General features: G+C 70.3%; 15 protein-coding genes. 6 read left to right on the top strand and 9 right to left on the bottom strand.

The features are described from left to right. Positions 1–14 precede the first annotated feature (14 nt). The 4 genes from AC3ANN_RS08605 to AC3ANN_RS08620 all read right to left on the bottom strand — a co-directional run bounded on the left by AC3ANN_RS08605 (position 15) and on the right by AC3ANN_RS08620 (position 4,636). Positions 15–770: a type 1 glutamine amidotransferase gene (locus tag AC3ANN_RS08605; protein WP_488340560.1), complete on the bottom strand. Its 756-nt coding sequence runs from the start codon at positions 768–770 to the stop codon at positions 15–17. Next, positions 767–2,125, bottom strand: coding sequence for a MurT ligase domain-containing protein (locus AC3ANN_RS08610; RefSeq protein ID WP_488340561.1), 1,359 nt, complete (start codon positions 2,123–2,125; stop codon positions 767–769). The genes AC3ANN_RS08605 and AC3ANN_RS08610 overlap by 4 nt, the downstream gene beginning before the upstream one ends. Further along, positions 2,122–3,477 carry an RNA polymerase sigma factor gene (locus tag AC3ANN_RS08615; protein ID WP_488340562.1) on the bottom strand — a complete coding sequence of 452 codons (1,356 nt, stop codon included), beginning with the start codon at positions 3,475–3,477 and terminating at the stop codon, positions 2,122–2,124. The genes AC3ANN_RS08610 and AC3ANN_RS08615 overlap by 4 nt, the downstream gene beginning before the upstream one ends. Before the next feature lie 238 nt (positions 3,478–3,715). Beyond that, a complete protein-coding gene (locus AC3ANN_RS08620; protein ID WP_488340563.1) occupies positions 3,716–4,636 on the bottom strand; it encodes a PAC2 family protein in 921 nt (306 codons plus the stop codon). Between the two features lie 84 nt (positions 4,637–4,720). On the opposite strand from AC3ANN_RS08620, the gene AC3ANN_RS08625 reads away from it, so the two are divergent. From AC3ANN_RS08625 to sucB, 3 genes are all read left to right on the top strand, one after another. After that, a complete protein-coding gene (locus AC3ANN_RS08625; RefSeq protein WP_488340564.1) occupies positions 4,721–6,196 on the top strand; it encodes a leucyl aminopeptidase in 1,476 nt (491 codons plus the stop codon). After that, positions 6,193–7,566 (top strand): dihydrolipoyl dehydrogenase, encoded by a 1,374-nt coding sequence (lpdA, locus tag AC3ANN_RS08630; RefSeq protein ID WP_488340565.1) that lies wholly within the window; start codon positions 6,193–6,195, stop codon positions 7,564–7,566. The genes AC3ANN_RS08625 and lpdA overlap by 4 nt, the downstream gene beginning before the upstream one ends. A 61-nt stretch (positions 7,567–7,627) precedes the next feature. Further along, the gene (sucB, locus tag AC3ANN_RS08635) at positions 7,628–9,376 is read left to right on the top strand and encodes a 2-oxoglutarate dehydrogenase, E2 component, dihydrolipoamide succinyltransferase (RefSeq protein ID WP_488340566.1); all 1,749 of its coding nucleotides are present in this window, start codon (positions 7,628–7,630) and stop codon (positions 9,374–9,376) included. A gap of 21 nt (positions 9,377–9,397) precedes the next feature. Here sucB and AC3ANN_RS08640 read toward each other — a convergent pair whose 3' ends face one another. Then, positions 9,398–10,651: a hypothetical protein gene (locus AC3ANN_RS08640; RefSeq protein WP_488340567.1), complete on the bottom strand. Its 1,254-nt coding sequence runs from the start codon at positions 10,649–10,651 to the stop codon at positions 9,398–9,400. Positions 10,652–10,803: 152 nt separating this feature from the next. Between AC3ANN_RS08640 and AC3ANN_RS08645 the strand changes: the two genes are divergently transcribed. Further along, entirely contained in the window at positions 10,804–11,514 is a 711-nt protein-coding gene (locus tag AC3ANN_RS08645; RefSeq protein ID WP_488340568.1) for a DUF4191 family protein, read from the top strand. Between the two features lie 51 nt (positions 11,515–11,565). Here AC3ANN_RS08645 and AC3ANN_RS08650 read toward each other — a convergent pair whose 3' ends face one another. Then, complete coding sequence (locus AC3ANN_RS08650) at positions 11,566–11,958, bottom strand: RDD family protein (RefSeq protein WP_488340569.1); 393 nt, start codon at positions 11,956–11,958, stop codon at positions 11,566–11,568. A 135-nt stretch (positions 11,959–12,093) separates the two neighbouring features. On the opposite strand from AC3ANN_RS08650, the gene glnA (AC3ANN_RS08655) reads away from it, so the two are divergent. After that, positions 12,094–13,518 (top strand): type I glutamate--ammonia ligase, encoded by a 1,425-nt coding sequence (gene glnA, locus AC3ANN_RS08655; RefSeq protein WP_488340570.1) that lies wholly within the window; start codon positions 12,094–12,096, stop codon positions 13,516–13,518. A 104-nt stretch (positions 13,519–13,622) separates the two neighbouring features. Here glnA (AC3ANN_RS08655) and AC3ANN_RS08660 read toward each other — a convergent pair whose 3' ends face one another. From AC3ANN_RS08660 to AC3ANN_RS08670, 3 genes are read right to left on the bottom strand one after another with little or no spacing between them, the layout of a single operon-like run. Further along, positions 13,623–16,625, bottom strand: coding sequence for a bifunctional [glutamine synthetase] adenylyltransferase/[glutamine synthetase]-adenylyl-L-tyrosine phosphorylase (locus AC3ANN_RS08660; protein ID WP_488340571.1), 3,003 nt, complete (start codon positions 16,623–16,625; stop codon positions 13,623–13,625). A 13-nt stretch (positions 16,626–16,638) separates the two neighbouring features. Further along, positions 16,639–17,976 (bottom strand): type I glutamate--ammonia ligase, encoded by a 1,338-nt coding sequence (gene glnA, locus AC3ANN_RS08665; protein WP_488340572.1) that lies wholly within the window; start codon positions 17,974–17,976, stop codon positions 16,639–16,641. Positions 17,977–18,027: 51 nt separating this feature from the next. After that, positions 18,028–18,252: an SPOR domain-containing protein gene (locus tag AC3ANN_RS08670; protein WP_488340573.1), complete on the bottom strand. Its 225-nt coding sequence runs from the start codon at positions 18,250–18,252 to the stop codon at positions 18,028–18,030. Positions 18,253–18,367: 115 nt separating this feature from the next. On the opposite strand from AC3ANN_RS08670, the gene ppgK reads away from it, so the two are divergent. Then, positions 18,368–19,132 carry a polyphosphate--glucose phosphotransferase gene (gene ppgK, locus AC3ANN_RS08675; protein ID WP_488340574.1) on the top strand — a complete coding sequence of 255 codons (765 nt, stop codon included), beginning with the start codon at positions 18,368–18,370 and terminating at the stop codon, positions 19,130–19,132. Positions 19,133–19,211 lie beyond the last annotated feature (79 nt).

Genomic DNA, 19,211 nt, shown 5'->3' on the forward strand with positions numbered 1-19,211 from the left:
CGAATCCGGGCGCCTCACACGCCCATCGAGTTGAACACCTTGCCGGCGCGCGTGACGATCGCGTCCCGCGCACCCGCCGCGAGGCGGTCGATCCCGGCGTGCGCGTCGCCCGTGCGGTAGTCGCCCCCACGCCGCGCAGCGGCGGCGACCAGGAGGGCGTCGGTCAGCTGCGGATTGAGCGGGAGCGCGGGGCCCTGCACGTTCGTCGCGTAGGCATTGCCGCGGGTCACTCCCTCGCCGCGGCCCTGCCCGTGCGCGAAGGATCCCTTGCCCGCCGTCACGGTGCCATAGGGAACCGCGCCGTCGGCGAGCACCCACTCCGACGCGTGGTCCTCGAAGCCGACCAGGCGGCCGTGGGAGGCGTCGGCGACGACATAGCCCACGCGTCGCTCGCGGACCCGGCGCACGCGGATCGGAAAGACCCCCACGCCGTCGAGCTTCTCGCCGTCGAGCGTCTCGACGCCGTCGCCGAGCAGCTCCGCTCCCCCGCCCACCGCGAGCAGCGGCGTGCCGGCGGCCACGAGGGCCTCCAGCTCGGCGGCCTTCTCGCGCAGGTCGGGCAGCACCAGTCGCATGGCCGACAGCGGGCCGTTGCCGATCACCACGACATCGGCGTCCCCCGGGATCGCCTCGCCCCGCGCGACCAGCACATGCTCGGTGACGCCACCGGCGCGCTCCCAGCGCGCCTGCAGTGCGAGCACGTTGCCGCGGTCGCCGGTGATGCCGAGCTCGTCGGGGTACAGCTGCGCGATGCGAAGCGGTTCGTTCATCGTGGCCCCCGATCCGCCTTGTCGCGGCGCGCCGAGCGGCGCGCGACCTCCTGGTCGCCGTGCCCGAGCAGGCGACGGCCCACGAACATGAGCTCGTAGTTGACGAACCACGTCTGGCGTCCCGCGGCGGTCGGTGCGAGGCCGCGCATGTGGGCGACCGCCTTCTCCATGTCGGGTTCGACGAGGTCGATGGGAATGCCCGCGTGCTCCAGTCGCAGCGCGAGCTGGTAGGCCTTCTCACCCGCGACGACGTCCACCCGCTCGATCGCGTCGAGATCCACGTCGTACAGCCACGACACGTCCGGGGTGCCCTCATCGATCGCCATGAGCAGGCGCTCGGGCGACCCGTCGAGGGCGTCGAGGTTCATCTGCAGGCTCGGGCCGTTCTTGAACATCACGAACTCGACCTGCTCGCCCGCCGGGTCGGTGCGCAGCGGAACGACCTCGCCGCGCCCGTACGCCGGCGCCATGCGGGCGAAGCCGGCGGCGGCGTCGGCGGGGCGGAAGTCTTCGCCGAGCATGCCTGCGGCCACGGCCAGGGCCGCCGCGGCGTCCGCGGCGTAATGCATCCCGCGCGCGGGGATGCGGATGTCGAGCGCCGTGCCGCCGACGGCCACGGCGACATCGCGGCCGTTGACGGCCGTCACTTCGGCGAAGGCATCGTGGTGGGTGGCGCCGAACTCACCGCTGCGCAGGTCGGCGGCGTTGGCCAGGCCGTGCGCCGAGGCCGCAACGAGCTCGGGAGCGACGCCGAAGTACGACACCGGGGCGCGCATCGCGCTCTCGTCGATCTTCGACAGATAGGGATCGTCGCGATTGACGATGACGTGCGCCGACGCGCGGGTCGAGGCATCCAGCATCATGTCGGCCACGCGCTCCGTCTCGAAGAAGCGGTAGAGCTGATCGACCTGGACGTTCAGCGAGACGATGATCGAAGGCGAGAGCCGATCGGCCAGGTCCGCCGCGAAGCCCTCGTCGACCTCGAGCACCGCCACATCCGCGCGGACGCGACCGGTGAGCGTGGCCTCGGCGAGCATCGCGCTCGTGACGCCCTGCGGCAGGTTCGCCCCGGTCGGGTTCGTGAACACGTTCAGTCCGTGGGCGCGCAGCACCTCGCTGATCATGTGAGTCGTCGTGGTCTTGCCGTTCGAGCCCAGCACGAACACCACCCCGTGACCGAACTGACCGGCGAGCGTCGGCAGCAGCGTCGGCGACATCCGGTTCGTCAGGTAGCCGGGGAACGCCGACCCCCCGCCGCGCAACCGCGTGGCGAAGCGCGCGAGCTTGCCGGCGAGGACGGGCACGACGTACCGCAGTCCCGGCTTCCGGGGAGCCGGGGCGTCCGCCTCGCTCACTCCAGGTAATCCCGGAGGGACTGCGACCGGGACGGATGCCGGAGCTTGGCCATCGTCTTCGACTCGATCTGGCGGATCCGCTCTCGCGTGACGCCGAACGTGTCGCCGATCTGGTCGAGCGTCTTGGGCTGGCCGTCACCGAGCCCGAAGCGCATGCGGATCACGCCCGCCTCGCGCTCCGAGAGCGAATCGAGGAGCGACTCCAGCTGACGCTGCAGCATCGTGAACCCGACGGCATCGGCCGGCACGACGGCCTCGGTGTCCTCGATGAGGTCGCCGAACTCGCTGTCTCCGTCTTCGCCGAGCGGCGTGTGCAGCGAGATGGGCTCGCGCCCGTACTTCTGCACCTCGATGACCTTCTCAGGGGTCATGTCGAGCTCGCGGCTCAGCTCTTCCGGCGTGGGCTCACGGCCCAGGTCCTGGAGCATCTGCCGCTGCACGCGGGCCAGCTTGTTGATGACCTCGACCATGTGCACCGGAATGCGGATGGTGCGCGCCTGGTCGGCCATCGCGCGCGTGATCGCCTGACGGATCCACCACGTCGCGTACGTCGAGAACTTGAATCCCTTGGTGTAGTCGAACTTCTCGACCGCGCGGATGAGACCGAGGTTGCCCTCCTGGATGAGATCCAGGAACTGCATGCCACGGCCGGTGTAGCGCTTGGCGAGCGACACGACCAGGCGCAGGTTCGCGCCCAGCAGGTGGCTCTTCGCGCGCTGGCCGTCACGGGCGACCCACTGCAGGTCCAGCCCCAGCTGCGACGACTTCTCGGCCGCCGACATGTGCGAGAGCTTCTCCTCGGCGAACAGTCCCGCCTCGATGCGCATCGCGAGCTCGACCTCTTCGGCCGCGTTCAGCAGCGGGACCTTGCCGATCTGCTTCAGGTAGTCCTTGACAGGGTCGGCGGTCGCGCCGGTGATCTGCGTGGAGTAGACGGGGATGTCGTCCTCGTCGCTCGACGAGATGACGATCGCACCGGTCGGGAGCGGCTCGGTGAACGCCGGCTTGGTGCTCTCCTCGTCCTCTTCCTCGTCGTCGGTCGCGTGGGCGTCGTCCGCGGCAGCCTTGCCGCCGGTCTTCGCGGGAGCAGCTTCGGTGTCGTCGGCGGCGTCAGCCTCGATGTCGTCGGCGACGAGTTCGACGTCGTCGTCGAGCTCCTCGACGTCGTCCTCGAACTCTTCGTCAGCCTTCGCACCGCGCTTGGACGCCGTCTTCGGCGCAGCCTTCGCCTTGGAGGCCGGCTGGGCCTTGGCCTTCGGCGCGGCCTTCTTCGTCGCTGCCGTGGCGGTCGCCTCGTCCTTCTCGGTGTCCTTCGCGGCCGTGCTGGCCTTGGTCTTCGTGCCTGGAGTCACGTTTCGCCTTTCACCGGTCGACGTGCCGTGCACGCTCCGGTCGGTTTCGGACACTAGTAAGACCCTTGTCAAGTCCACGTCTCGCGGAGAAACCCACGAAGACGGTTGACAACGGGTCAGAGCATCCAGTATCTCATACTTGCCGCGCGCCGCCAGCATCGCCCCGTCTGGGTCGTCGCGCCTCCGTCGAAAGAGACAACGCACCCGGTGGGCGCGGCATTCCGCGTCAGCTGAAGCGTCAGACTCCGCGCTTGTCGTCGTCGCCCGGACGCGACGCGAGGAAGCGCTCCAATTCGGCGGCCAGCTCATCCGCGCTCGGCAGATCGCCGGTGTGGATCATCGGGGTCGCGAGAGTGGACCCGGCCATGTAGGCGTCGTAGCGCTCCTCCAGGCCCTGCACCATGCGCGCCAGCTCGTCGCTGCCCTCGATCTGCTCGGTGACCTTCTCGAGATAGGCGCGGTTCTCTTCGCGCAGCTCCTCACCGGCGAACACCAGACCGGTCGCCGCGGTGAGGCTGTCGAGCGCGGCGAGGGCGGCGGCCGGGTACTCCGTGTCGCCGAGGTAGTGCGGCACCAGCAGGACGAAGCCCGCGATCCTCGCGCCCGCTTCAGCGAGCCGGTACTCGAGCAGATGGCCCGCCGTTGCGGGCACCTGGGTGTGCGGCTGCCAGACCGAGTGGGCCTCGGTCAGCTCGGAGCGGGTGCCGCTCACCGTCGTGCCGATCGGTCGCGTGTGGGGCACCGGCATCGGGATGGCATGCACCCACGTCACCGTGGACACGCCGTAGGCCTCCGCGAAGGCGACGACGGATGCCGCGAACGCGTCCCACCCGAAGTCCGGCTCATAGCCCGCAAGCAGCAGGAACGGCTGACCGAGCGAGTCGTGCGCGAACGAGAGCTCGAGGCGCTGCGGACGATAGTCCGTCAGATGGTCCTTCTCGAACGCCACGATCGGGCGCCGGGCACGGTAGTCGAGGAGAGAGTCGTTCGAGTAGACGGCGAGCGGAGTCGGTGCCAGTTCATCGCGGAAGTACTCGATCAGGCGGCTCACGGCACTGCCGGCGTCCGTGAATCCGGTGAGGGCGATCACGAGCGGCAAGCCGCGCGGCACCGGCGGCGCGGAGGCCGCACGCTCGTACAGCGGGCCGGGAAAGGGCATGGACTAATGCTACGAGCCGTACGGACGCGCCGGGTCGCGACCGTCGCGCTCAGAGCGAACACCCGCGTCCCTAGGATGGAGACCATGTCGCTTCCCGACCTCGAGTACCGCACAACCCCCGTCCGAGAGTCCGACGCCGACGCGATCCTCCTCGCGCTGCCCCCGCTCGAGGCCGACACCGCACCCGACCTGGCGGAGTGGCCGGGACTGCGCGATGCGCTCCTCGCGGTGGGGTTCACCGGCGGCAACGGGTCGCTCGTGCGCGTCCACGCGCCCGAGAGCACCACGCGGCCCCTCGCCGTCGTGGGTACGGGTGCCGCACCGGATGCCTCAGCCCTGCGCGACGCCGTCGGCGCCGGCATCCGCACCCTCACCGGGTTCGCGACCGTCGCCGTCGCGGCGCCGTACGCCGAGCCCGCGGACTGGACGGCCATCGCCGAAGGCGCGGCACTGGGCGGCTACCGGTTCGACGGCTACAAGACCGAGGCGCCCAAGCCCCGGGCCGCACACGTCATCGTCCACGGAACCGCCGAGCCCGACGACCGCGCGCTGCGCCTCGTCTCCGAGACCGCGGCCGCCGTCGCACTGGTGAAGGACCTCGTCTCGACGCCGGCCGAATGGCTCGGACCGGCGGACTTCGCCGAGCGCGCCGCGGAAGCGGTGTCGGAGCTGCCCGTCACGGTCGAGATCCTCGACGAGACGGCGCTCGCCGAGCAGGGGTACGGCGGGATCCTCGGCGTCGGCCAGGGCTCGGATCGCCCTCCGCGACTCGTCCGCCTCGACTACGCACCCGCCGGATCCTCCCGCCACGTCGCCCTCGTCGGCAAGGGCATCACCTTCGACACCGGCGGGCTCTCGCTCAAGCCCGCAGCCTCCATGGTCGGCATGAAGTACGACATGGCCGGCGCCGCGACCGCGCTCGGCGTGCTCCGGGCCGCGGCATCCGTCGGCGCACCCGTCAGGATCACGGCGTGGCTGTGCATCGCCGACAACATGCCCTCCGGCCGCGCCACGCGGCCGGGAGACGTGCTGCGCATGCTCGACGGCACGACGGTCGAGGTGCTCAACACCGACGCCGAGGGCCGCCTCGTCCTCGCCGACGGCCTCGCCGCCGCCAGTCGCGAGGACCCCGATGTGATCGTCGACATCGCGACCCTCACGGGGGCCATCACGATCGCCCTCGGCACGCGCCACGTCGGCGTGATGGGCGACGATGAGGCGACCGCCGCATACCTCGCCGCAGCCGAGGACGCGGGCGAGCTCGCGTGGCGGCTGCCGCTGCCCGCCCACATGGTGGAGGAGCTGGACTCCCCCATCGCCGACCTGCAGAACGCCAAGATCGGCGACCCCGCCGGCGGATCGTTGTTCGCAGGCCTGTTCCTGCGCCACTTCGTCGGGCGCATCGGAGGGGACGCCGAGGCGCCGCGCATCCCGTGGGTGCACCTCGACATCGCCGGTGCCGGCAACACCAAGAGCGCGTTCGGCTACACCGACAAGGGTCCCACCGCGGCGACCGTGCGCAGCCTCATCCGCTTCGTCATGACAGAGGAGTCACGATGACCGACCACACCTTCGACCTCGTCGTCCTCGGCGGAGGCAGCGGCGGGTACGCCGCGGCCCTGCGCGCCGCTGAGCTCGGCAAGTCCGTCGCCCTCATCGAGAAGGACAAGGTCGGCGGCACGTGCCTGCACCGCGGCTGCATCCCGACGAAGGCGCTGCTGCATGCGGCGGAGGTGGCCGACACGACACGGGATGCCTCGGCCATCGGCATCCGCGCGTCCTTCGACGGCATCGACCCGGCGGGCGTGCGGGCCTATCGTGAAGGCATCGTCGCGAAGAAGTACAAGGGGCTGGAAGGGCTCGTCAAGGCACGCGGCATCACCGTCGTGCCGGGCGAGGGTCGCCTCGAGTCGGGGCTCGCCGTGCGCGTGGGCGAGGACGTCTACCACGGCACCGACGTCGTGCTGGCGACCGGCTCCTACAGCCGCACGCTCCCGGGGCTCGAGATCGGCGGCCGCATCCTCACCAGCGAGCACGCGCTCGAGCTCGACGAGATCCCGCGCAGCGTCGTGATCCTCGGCGGGGGCGTCATCGGCGTCGAGTTCGCGAGCGTCTGGCGCTCGTTCGGCGCGGAGGTCACCATCGTCGAAGCCCTCGACCACCTGGTGCCGAACGAGGACGTCGCGCTGAGCAAGGCGCTCGAGCGGGCCTTCCGCCGCCGGGGCATCCAGTACTCGCTCGGGGTCCGGTTCCAGGCGGCGACGCAGACCGCGGACGCCGTCACCGTGACCCTCGAGGACGGCAAGGCCTTCGAGGCCGACTTCCTGCTCGTCGCGGTCGGGCGAGGACCTGCGACCGCGGGCCTCGGCTTCGAAGAGGCCGGTGTCACGATCGACCGCGGCTTCGTCGTCACCGACGAGCGCCTGCGCACCGGCGTCGACCACGTGTGGGCCGTGGGCGACATCGTGCCCGGTCTGCAGCTCGCTCACCGCGGCTTCCAGCAGGGCATCTTCGTCGCCGAGGAGATCGCCGGTCTCGATCCGGTCGTGATCCCCGACACGCAGATCCCGAAGGTCACCTACAGCCATCCCGAGGTCGCCTCGGTGGGGCTCACCGAGGCTCAGGCGGTCGAGGCGCACGGCGCCGACGCCGTGGTCGCCTACGAGTACAACCTCGCGGGCAACGGAAAGAGCGAGATCATTGGCACGGGCGGCCTTGTGAAGGTCGTGCGCGCGAAGGACGGGCCTGTGCTCGGCGTTCACCTCGCCGGCGATCGTGTCGGCGAACTCATCACCGAAGGCCAGCTGGCCGTGGGTTGGGAAGCGCACCCCGAAGACATCGCGCCGTTCATCCACGCGCACCCCACCCAGAGCGAGGCGCTCGGCGAAGCCTTCCTCGCTCTCGCCGGCAAGCCGCTCCACGCGCTCTGACGCTCGGGCACCGCGCGATCACTAAGCTAGATCCGATATCCATTCCGAAGGAGACATCGTCATGAGCACTTCCGTGGTCCTCCCCGCTCTCGGTGAGAGCGTCACAGAGGGTACGGTCACCCGCTGGCTCAAGAAGGTCGGCGACACGGTCCAGGCGGACGAGGGCCTGCTCGAGATCTCCACGGACAAGGTGGACACGGAGATCCCCTCCCCCGTCAGCGGTGTGATCGAGGAGATCCTGGTCCAGGAGGACGAGACCGTCGAGGTCGGCGCAGTGCTCGCGAAGATCGGCGACGGCAGTGGAGCTGCCGAGTCGCCCGCGCCGCAGGCCGCCGCGGAACCTGCCGCGTCGGAGGCGCCGGCTGCCGAAGCCGCGCCCGCCGAGGCTCCCGCTCCCGCCGAAGCTCCCGCGACTGAGACGCCGGCCGCCGAAGCCCCCGCTCCCGGCACCACCACGTCGGGAGGCAAGGACGTCGTGCTGCCCGAGCTCGGCGAGAGCGTGACCGAAGGCACCGTCACCCGCTGGCTCAAGCAGGTCGGCGATGACGTCGCCGTCGATGAGCCGCTTCTCGAGATCTCGACCGACAAGGTCGACACCGAGATCCCGTCGCCGTTCGCCGGCGTCCTCCAGGAGATCCTGGTCCAGGAGGACGAGACGATCGCGGTCGGGTCGCCCCTCGCCCGAATCGGCGAGGCCGGCACGGCTACCGCGCCGGCTCCCGCTGCCCCGGCTCCGGCCCAGGCACCGGCAGCCGAGACGCCCGCTCCCGCCCCGGCAGCCCCGGCAGCGCCGGCACCGGCCGCGCCGGCACCGGCCGCGCCGGCACCGACGGCTCCCGCCCAGGCGGCTCCTGCCCCCGCTGCTGCTCCTGCGCCCGCCGCGCAGGCTCCTGCGGCCGACGACGCAGATGGTGTGGCGTACGTCACGCCGCTCGTGCGCCGTCTCGCGCAGCAGCAGGGCGTGGATCTTTCCACCGTCAAGGGCACCGGCGTCGGCGGGCGCATCCGCAAGGAGGACGTCCTGAAGGCGGCCGAAGCGGCCGCCGCTCCCGCTGCCGCGGCACCGGCCGCGCCCGCGCCGCTGGAGGTCTCGCCGCTGCGCGGTACGACGCAGCCGATGTCGCGACTGCGCAAGGTCCTCGCGGAACGCGCCGTGGCCTCGATGCAGTCGACGGCGCAGCTGACCTCCGTCGTGGAGGTCGACGTCACCAAGCTCGCCGCCTTCCGCGACAAGGTGAAGGGCGACTTCCAGGCCAAGACCGGCGACAAGCTGTCGTTCCTGCCGTTCTTCGCACTCGCCGCCGCCGAGGCGCTGCAGGCGTACCCCGTCGTCAACTCGACGGTGGACGGCGACCAGATCGTCTACCCCGCGACCGAGAACCTCTCCATCGCGGTCGACACCGAGCGTGGCCTGCTCACGCCGGTGCTGCGCGACGCGGCGACCAAGAACCTGGCGCAGATCGCCCACGAGATCGCCGATCTCGCCGCGCGCACCCGCGACAACAAGCTGAAGCCCGACGAGCTCGCCGGCGGAACGTTCACGCTGACGAACACCGGCTCGCGTGGCGCGCTGTTCGACACGCCTGTCGTGTTCCTCCCCCAGACCGCGATCCTCGGAACGGGTGTCGTCGTCAAGCGGCCCGGCATCGTGACCGTCGACGGCAAGGATGCGATCTCGGTGCGCTCCTACGTCTACCTCGCGCTCTCGTACGACCACCGCGTGATCGACGGAGCCGACGCGGCCCGCTTCCTGGGAGCGGTCAAGACCCGCCTCGAGGCGGCGGCGTTCGAGGGCGACCTCGGCATCTGATCGGCTGAGCGCCGATCGCGCTCATGGCTGCTGCGCGACGTCATGTACGTCGCGCAGCAGCCATTTCTCGTCGTGTCGGATGACGACCACGAGCTGAGAGACGGATCCGCCGTCGTTCGCATCCACGCGCAGCACGGCGACGTCGCCGAAATCGTCGAGCAGGGTGAGGGTGCGCCCGGCCGTCGGCAGATCGATCGCGCCGACGCCGAGCGGCCTCGTCGGATCGGCGACCACGCCGGCGAGGCACTCGGCGTCACCGGCGCACGCCAAGCGCGTGTCGAGCAGCGCCGCCGTGAGCGCGCCGAGGTCGTCCGCCTCAGGCACTCCGTGCACCGCAGTCGCTGCGGGTTCACCAGCCTCAGCGGTCGCCGTCGGGGTTGCGGTGCGTGATGGGTTCCCCACGGCGTCCGGAGGCTCGACGCTCGCGACGCCCCCGACCGGCCACAGTGCGCCGCCCGCCAGCACCGCGGCGGCGACGGCGCCTCCGACGAGCAGCGGCGCGCGACGCGACCGCGCCGGAGTTCGCAATCGGCGCCAGACGGCAGTCGTCGCCTTCGACACGGAGTCGGCCAGATCGGCGTCGACACTCCCGATGAGCGCCTGCCACAGCGGGCGCGGCCCCGTGTCCCCTACGGGGGTCGGCGGGCGGGCATCCGGCGCGACGTCGGCGGCCCTGCGGGGGCTCAGACTGATCGTGCTCAGCGGCTCGGGGTCGGCTGCCGCGAAGAGAAGCTCCTCCGCGTCGGCGATGTCGCGTGCCGTGACGCGGCCCGCCGAGACGGCCTGCACCGCGGCATCCCACGCGCGCTGCATGCGGGGGTCGATCGCCGCGGCACTCAACACTCTCGCCGCAGCGGTGAACGCACGCTCCGACGATGCATCGGTCGCGAGCACCGGGCGGCCGCTGTCGTCGAGCCACCAATCGCCCGCCGTGTCAGGAGCGGCCACGAGCTGCGCGCATCCCCGGAGGACACTCACCCCGAGGGTGACCGCCTCTCCCGGCAGCAGCTCCGACCGCGCACCACGGCGCCGCACGAATTCCTCGAGGCGCTCCGAGCACACCGGCAGGAGCACGTCGTGACCCCCGGGTCGTCTCACGAGGTCGATCGGCGTCAGAACGTGCCCGCCGGTTACGGCATCCCATCCTCCCCAGTCCGCGCCGAGGACGCCGGCGTCCACGAGGACGCCCACCGCGCCCGATGCCTGGCGGACCAGCACTCCGGGCCAGGGGCCGTCCTCCCGCTCCCGGACCGCGCGGATCTCCCAGAACGGCATGCGAAGGAGGCTCTCATCACGCATCACCTCGCCAGTGTGGTTCGCGATGGCGCCCCGGCAGGCACTCGTCACGGTGGCTGTGGAGGAAATCCACGGGAGCCGTGCCTGGGGAGGAGCCGATCCGGGGCCGCGCGAAAGGTAGGCTGGAGCGCATGGCCGCGCGCACGACTGCCCCCGAGAAGAGGCCCGGATTCTTCTCCCAGATCCGGACGCTCTACACGTTCACCCAGAAGGAATTCCGCTGGCTGCCGTTCCTGCTGATCGGCATCGTGCTGGCAGGCATCGCGATCGGCGTGGGGGTCGGCTTCGCCATTCCTCCGTTCGCCATCTGGAGCGTGGTGCTGTGGGGCATCACGGGCCTCATGCTCGGCATCCTCGCGTGCCTCATGACCATGACGCGTCTGTCGACGCGCGCGATGTACAAGAAGATCGACGGGATGCCGGGCGCCACGGGTCACGTGCTCTCGACGTCTCTCGGCCGCCGCTGGCAGGCCAGCGAGATGCCGGTCGGGATCAATCCCAAGACGCAGGAGGCCGTGTATCGTGCGGTCGGCCGCGGCGGTGTGGTGATCGTGGGCGAAGGTGCTCGCGGCCGGCTCACCCGCCTCGTGAACGACGAGCGCTCCAAGGTGCAGCGCGTCGCCTCGGGCGTGCCCGTCACGGTGCTCTACGTCGGCCATGGCGACGACGAGGTGCCGATCGCGAAGCTCGCCTCGACCATCAAGGGCCTGCCCAAGAAGATCGACCGTGCCACGATGGCCGCCGTCATCAAGCGCATCGACTCGGTCTCGCAGTCGCTGACCTCTTTGCCGATCCCCAAGGGCATCGACCCGACCAAGGTCCGCGCTCCCCGACCCCGCTGAGCGGGAGGCGAGTGCGGGATGCCGCGGCGCTGTGCGCCGCGGCATCCGTCGTCACGACCGGATGAGGACCGTGCCCGCTGCCTTGTCGTGGAGGCCGCGCTGGTCGGGGTCCCAGATGACCGCCGGGATCACCACGATGAGCAGCGCCGTCCGGATCACGGGGCGCCAGAGCCCGACCCATGCGCCGTCGAGGCGCACGAGGCGGAGCCCGAACAGCCGGTGCCCGGGGCTTCCCTGCAGCGTCGGGAGGAACACCAGCTGGATGGCCGCGAAGATCGCGAGGATCGCTAGCGGATCCCACCCGAAGAAGCCTGAGATCAGGTAGGCGGCCCCGTAGTCGACGAACAGCGCCCCGACGCGGCGGCCTAGGCGTCCGATGGATCCGCTGCCCTCGCGGGGCAGTCCGAGCCGCTCGCCCGGGTAGTCCTGTGCGCTCTGAGTCACGCGCTCCAGCGTATCCAGCCGCCCGTAACATGCCGGAAACATAGGTGACACTGCCGGGCAATGCCCTGCCGATAGCGTGCCAGGAAGTCCGCGCCGTGCGCGGGCGGTCCCGAATGCCCTACCTCTGGAGTCTTCATGTTCAAAGATTCATCCGAGGTGCTGAAGTTCATCAAGGACGAGGACGTCAAGTTCCTCGACATCCGGTTCACGGACCTTCCTGGCGTCCAGCAGCACTTCAACATCCCGGCCTCCACCGTCGATGAGGAGTTCTTCACGGTCGGCCAGCTGTTCGACGGCTCCTCGATCCGGGGGTTCGCGAACATCCACGAATCGGACATGCAGCTGATCCCGGATGTGTCGACGGCCTACCTCGACCCGTTCCGCGAGGCGAAGACGCTCGTCATGATCTTCGACATCTACAACCCGCGCACCGGGGAGATCTACCACAAGGACCCGCGCCAGGTCGCCAAGAAGGCCGAGAAGTACCTCGCCTCGACGGGCATCGCCGACACGGCGTTCTTCGCCCCCGAGGCCGAGTTCTACATCTTCGACGACGTCCGCTACGAGGTGAAGCAGAACTCCAGCTTCTACTCCGTGGACTCCGAGGAAGGCGCCTGGAACGCCGGCCGCACCGAAGAGGGCGGCAACCTCGGCAACAAGACTCCCTACAAGGGCGGCTACTTCCCGGTCTCGCCGGTGGACAAGACCGCCGACCTGCGCGACGACATCAGCCTCCGCCTCATCGAGTCGGGCCTGCAGCTCGAGCGCGCGCACCACGAGGTGGGTACGGGCGGTCAGCAGGAGATCAACTACCGCTTCGACACGATGGTGCACGCGGCGGACGACATCCTGAAGTTCAAGTACATCGTCAAGAACGTCGCCAACGAGTGGGGCAAGGTCGCGACCTTCATGCCCAAGCCGCTGTTCGGCGACAACGGCTCGGGCATGCACACGCACCAGTCGCTGTGGCTCGACGGCAAGCCGCTGTTCTTCGATGAGAAGGGCTACGCGCAGCTGTCCGACACGGCCCGCTGGTACATCGGCGGACTGCTGGCGCACGCTCCCGCCGTCCTCGCGTTCACCAACCCGACGCTGAACTCCTACAAGCGTCTCGTGAAGGGCTACGAGGCTCCGGTCAACCTGGTGTACTCGGCCGGCAACCGCTCGGCGGCGATCCGCATCCCGATCACGGGCTCGAACCCGAAGGCCAAGCGCATCGAGTTCCGCGCGCCCGACGCCTCCGGCAACCCGTACCTCGCGTTCGCGGCGCAGCTCATGGCCGGCCTCGACGGCATCCAGAACCGCATCGAGCCGCATGAGCCGGTCGACAAGGACCTGTACGAGCTTCCTCCCGAGGAGGCGAAGAACATCCCGCAGGTGCCGAACTCGCTGCTCGACTCGCTCGACGCGCTGCGCGCCGACCACGAGTTCCTGCTGCGTGGAGGCGTCTTCACGCCCGAGCTGATCGAGACGTGGATCGAGTACAAGATCGAGAACGAGATCCAGCCGATCAACGCTCGTCCCCACCCGTACGAGTACGAGCTGTACTTCGGCGTCTGACGTTCCGGCAACGAGGGGGCTCCCGGTTTCGACCCGGAGCCCCCTTCGCGTTGATCGACGGATGCCGCAGCCCGCCGCCTGGCGCCGAGGCGAGGCATCCGTCGTCAGCCGTAGAAGAGCTTCTCGAACACGCGCCGCGCGCGCCGCGTCGTGCCGAGGTAGTCCTCCTCGACCTGCGTCGCGGACCGCGGCGGGTATTCGAGGAGGCGCCCGATTCCGTCGAGCTTCTTGCGGTCGACGGGCAGCACGTCGCTCGTCTGCCCCGACAGCAGGGTGTTCGCCGACCGCAGCCGGCTCGCAAGGCGCCACGCCTCGGCCAGGCGGTCGGCGGCGCTGGCCGGGATGAGCCCGGCCTCCTCGGCGGCGCGCAACGCGCCGATGGTCGAGGTGGTGCGCAGCCCGGGGACGCGGTGCGCGTGCTGCAGCTGCAGCAGCTGCACGAGCCATTCGACGTCGCTGAGCGAGCCGGGTCCGAGCTTGAGGTGCCGTGACGGATCGACGCCCTGCGGCAGGCGCTCGCTCTCGACCCGCGCCTTGATCCGCTTGATCTCGCGCACGGCGGTGGCCTCGACGGCGCCCGGATACCGCACCTGGTCGGCCAGCTCGGTGAAGTCGCGGATCAGCTTCACGCTGCCGGCGATCCCCCTGGCCCGCAGCAGCGCCTGGGCCTCCCACGGGAGCGCCCAGCGGCGGTAGTACTCGGCGTACGCGTCGAGAGAGCGGGCGAGGGGTCCGTTGCGCCCTTCGGGTCGGAGATCGGCATCGAGCTCGAGCGGCACGCGCTGGTCCTCGGAGTGCGTTCGCAGGGCCGACACGAGCTGGAGCGCGAGCTCGTGGGCGCGCTGCTGATCCACGCCGTTCGGGCGGTACACGTACATGACGTCGGCGTCGGAGCCGAACCCGAGCTCGGCTCCGCCGAACCGGCCCATGGCGATCACCGAGAAGTCCAGCGCGGCGTCCTCGGCGGGGACGATCTCACGACGGACGGCCCGCAGGGTCGCCTGGATCGTGACCTCCGTGATCGTCGTGAGCGCTTCGGCGATCTCCTCGATCGTGATCGCGCCGAGGATCGCGGCCATCGCGACGCGCAGCTGCTCGCGACGGCGGAGGGCCCGCACCGCGCGCATCGCATCCTTCGTGGTCTCGTGCCGGGTCTGGATGGCGCGGGCCTCGTCCTGCAGCGCCACACCGGAGCGCGGCCGCAGCAGATCCGGATCGTCCAGCCAGGCCGCCGACTCGGGAATCCACTCGATGAGCTCGCCGACGTAGCGTGAACCGGCGAGCACCCGCGACAGACTCTCGGCGGCGCCCGACGAGTCGCGGAGCATCCGCAGGAACCAATGCGTGTCGCCCAGCCGTTCGCTGAGCCGCCGAAAGGCGATCAGGCCGTAGTCCGGATCGACGCCGTCGGCGAACCACCGGATCATGACGGGCATGAGGTGACGCTGGATCGTGGCCTTGCGGCTGAGCCCGCTCGTCAGCGCGGCGATGTGCCGCAATGCGCCGGCCGGGTCGGCGAATCCGATCGCCGCGAGGCGGTCGTGCGCCTGCTGTGGCGAGAGCAGGCGCTCGTCGGCCGGCAGCGCGGCGACCGCCGACAGCAGGGGCCGGTAGAACAGCCGCACGTGGATGTCGCGCACTTCGCGTTTTACCGACTCCCAGAGCTGCCACACGCCGTCGCCGGTGTCGGCGAGGCCGGACGCCCGGGCCAGCACCCGCAGTTCCTCGGGCCGCGCGGGCATGAGATGCGTGCGCCGCAGGTGCCGCAGCTGCACGCGGTGCTCCAGCAGACGCAGCACGCGGTAGTCGCGCGAGAACGCTGATGCCTCGGCGCGGCCGATGTAGCCCTCCTCCACCAGGGCGTCCAGGGCTTCGAGCGTCCCGCGCCGACGGATGCGATCGTCGGTGAGCCCGTGCACGAGCTGCAGGAGCTGCACGGTGAACTCGATATCGCGGATGCCGCCCGGCCCGAGCTTGATCTGATAGGGCACGTCGCCGGGCGGAATGTGCTCGGTGACGCGCTCGCGCATGCGTTGCACGCTGTCGACGAAGTTCTCGCGCGCCGCACTCGTCCACACCTTCGGCTGGACAGCGTCGAGATACGCCTGCCCGAGCGCCGGATCGCCCGCGATCGGACGCGCCTTCAGCAGCGCCTGGAACTCCCAGCTCTTTGCCCAGCGATCGTAGTACGCCAGGTGCGAGTCGAGCGTCCGGACGAGGGCTCCCTGCTTGCCCTCGGGGCGCAGGTTCGCGTCGACCTCCCACAGGGGCGGCTCGACCTCGATCTCCGAGATGCCGCGCATGGTCTGCACCGCCAGTCGCGTGGCGATGTCGACCACGCGGCTCTCGCCGAGGTCGTCGATCACCCCGTCGTCGGCGCCCGCCACGAAGATGACGTCCACGTCGCTGACGTAGTTGAGCTCGCGTGCGCCGGTCTTGCCCATTCCGATGATGGCGAGGCGAGTGCCGGCGACATGGTCTCTCGGAAAGAGGCCTGCTCCGGCGGCGCCGCCCGACACCCGCGTGCGGGCGACGGCGAGGGATGCCTCGAGCGCGGCGCCCGCGGCATCCGCCAGGGCCGCGGAGACCGCCGCGATCTCGTCGACGGGCGATTCGCTGAGCAGGTCGTAGGCGGCGACCCGGGCGAGAAGCCGGCGATACCGTCGACGCAGCGCCACCCAGGCCGTCTCGCCGCCGTCGGAGGCGAACCCGTCCACAGCGCCGACCGCGTCCAGCAGCGACGTGCGCAGCTCGTCGTCCGACGGCAGTCGCTCCCCCGCGTCCGCGAGCTCGGCGAGCTCGGCCGGATGCCGCAGGAAGAACTCGCCGAAGCCCGTCGAAGCGCCCAGCAGCGCCCACAGCACGCGCCACGTGCGGGCATTCTCACCCGCGCGGCGGACGGCGTCGGCGTCGCGGCGCGCGAGCCGGCTGAGCGCCTGCAGCGCGTCGTCTGGATCCGCCGCCCCGACGGCGCCCTCGAGTGCCCGCTCCCTCGGAATGCCGGCGGTGTCGTGCAGTTCCGCCAGCAGTCCCTCGGCTTCGGTGAGACGGCTGAAGCCCAGCCGCGCAAGCGGCGTCAGAGAGCCGGATCGTTCGCTCGCGGACATGCGTGCTGCGGCTTCAGAGCATCTCGAGGTTGCTCTTGAGCTCGAAGTGCGTCACCTGCGACCGGTACTCCTGCCACTCTCGGCGCTTGTTCAGCAGCACGTAGTTGAAGACCTGCTCGCCCAGTGTCTCGGCGACGAGCTCGGACTCCTCCATGTACTCCAGTGCATGGTCGAGGCTGGCAGGCAGCGGGGCGTAGCCGAGCGCGCGACGCTCGGCATCCGTCAGCGACCACACGTTGTCCTCCGCCTCGGGCGGCAGCTCGTACTCGTTCTCGATGCCCTTGAGCCCCGCGGCGAGCATGAGAGCGAACGAGAGGTACGGATTGGCCGCCGAGTCGAGCGCACGGTACTCGACGCGCGACGACTGTCCCTTGTTCGGCTTGTAGAGCGGCACGCGCACCAGGGCGGAGCGGTTGTTGTGACCCCAGCAGATGAAGCTGGGAGCCTCGTCGCCGCCCCACAGCCGCTTGTAGGAGTTCACGAACTGGTTCGTCACCGCCGAGATCTCGTTCGCGTGGCGCAGCAGCCCCGCGATGAACTGGCGGCCCACTTTCGAGAGCTGGTACTGCGCGCCCTCCTCGTAGAACGCGTTGACGTCGCCCTCGAACAGCGACATGTGGGTGTGCATCCCGCTGCCGGGCTTGCCGGTCATCGGCTTCGGCATGAACGTCGCGTAGACGCCCTGCTCGATCGCGACCTCCTTGATGACGGTGCGGAAGGTCATGATGTTGTCGGCGGTCGCCAGCGCATCCGCGTAGCGGAGGTCGATCTCGTTCTGGCCGGGCCCGCCTTCGTGGTGACTGAACTCGACCGAGATGCCGAGGTCTTCGAGCATCCGCACCGAGCGGCGGCGGAAGTCGTGCGCCGTGCCGCCGGGGACGTTGTCGAAGTAGCCGGCCGAGTCGACGGGCTCGGGGCCTTCCGCGCCGAACGACGAGGACTTCAGCAGGTAGAACTCGATCTCGGGGTGCGTGTAGAACGTGAAGCCCGCATCGGCCGCCTTGGCGAGGGTCCGCTTGAGCACATGCCGCGGGTCCGCGACCGCCGGCTGCCCGTCGGGCGTCGTGATGTCGCAGAACATGCGCGCGGTCGGGTCGATCTCGCCGCGCCACGGCAGGATCTGGAACGTCGTCGGGTCGGGATGTGCGAGGAGATCCGACTCGTACGAACGCGTGAGGCCCTCGATTGCGGAGCCGTCGAAGCCGAGTCCCTCGCTGAAGGCACCCTCGACCTCTGCGGGGGCGATCGCGACCGACTTGAGCGTGCCGATCACGTCGGTGAACCACAGCCGCACGAACTTGACGCCTCGCTCCTCGATCGTCCTCAGAACGAAGTCACGCTGCTTGTCCATCGCATCCTCTCCGGTGCCCGCACCGCCGGGCCGGTCGCGGCCGAAGCCAGACTACTGGTCGTCGCCGTCGTCGCCCGACGCGCCGCGGCCCCACGAGTCGTCGCGGGCTTCGTCCTCGGCCCACGCGCGTGAGCGCTCGCGCATGATCTCGGGCGCGCGCGCCGCCTCCTCCGGGGTCTCGAAGGGGCCTGCACGATCGACGGCGGGCGATTCGTAGCCCTTCTCCACCTCGCCCGTCTTGAGGTTGTACCAGTACTTCTCGCTGTCGCCGGTCATCGTGCACTCCTCCCGATCGCGGGCGTCGCCGCCGTCAGCACGATCCTAGTGAGCCGCGCGCCCCGCGAGAGCGTCGGCTTCTCGCCGTGCCCGGTCGCCTGGCTAGGCTGAGCGCATGGCATCTGACGCAGCGCGCGCCGTGGGCGTGGACATCGGCGGGACCGGCATCAAGGCGGGAATCGTGGACCTCGACCGCGGCGAGCTGGTGAGCGATCGCGTCAAGGTCGCGACCCCGGAGGGAGCCCACCCACCGGACGTGCTCGCCGCTGTCACCGAAGTGCTTTCCACCCTCGGCGTCGAGGACGACACCTCGGTGCCGCTCGGTGTCGCGTTCCCCGCGATCGTCAAGAACGGCCGCACGCTCTCGGCCGCCAACGTCTCGTCGGACTGGATCGGCTTCGAGGCCGAGAAGTTCTTCGAGGACGGCCTCGGTCGTGGCATCCACTTCGCCAACGACGCCGACGTCGCCGGGGTCGCCGAGGTGCGCTACGGCGCCGCGAGGAACCAGGCGGGCCTGACCATCCTGACGACGCTCGGCACCGGCATCGGCTCGGCGCTGCTCTACAACGGCGTGCTCGTGCCGAACTCCGAGCTCGGTCACGTCCAGCGTGCGAAGCACGGGAAGGATGCCGAGGCTTACGCCGCGTACTCCGCCATGGAGCGGGACGACCTGACGTGGGAGCAGTGGGTGAAGCGGCTGCAGTGGTACTACAGCCACATCGAGTTCCTCTTCAGCCCCGACCTCTTCGTGGTCGGCGGCGGAGTGTCGAAGCACTCGGACCAGTTCCTGCACCTGCTCGAACTCAAGACGCCGATCGTGCCGGCGGTCCATCGCAACAACGCCGGGATCATCGGGGCCGCCGCGCTGGCGCGCGACTGACACCCCGTCAGCGATGCGCGGGAACCCCGCTTCCCCATGAGAAGCGGGCCGCGACACTGGCGCGCGGCTGACACTCCGT

Source organism: Microbacterium sp. STRO-2N, from assembly GCF_057747775.1.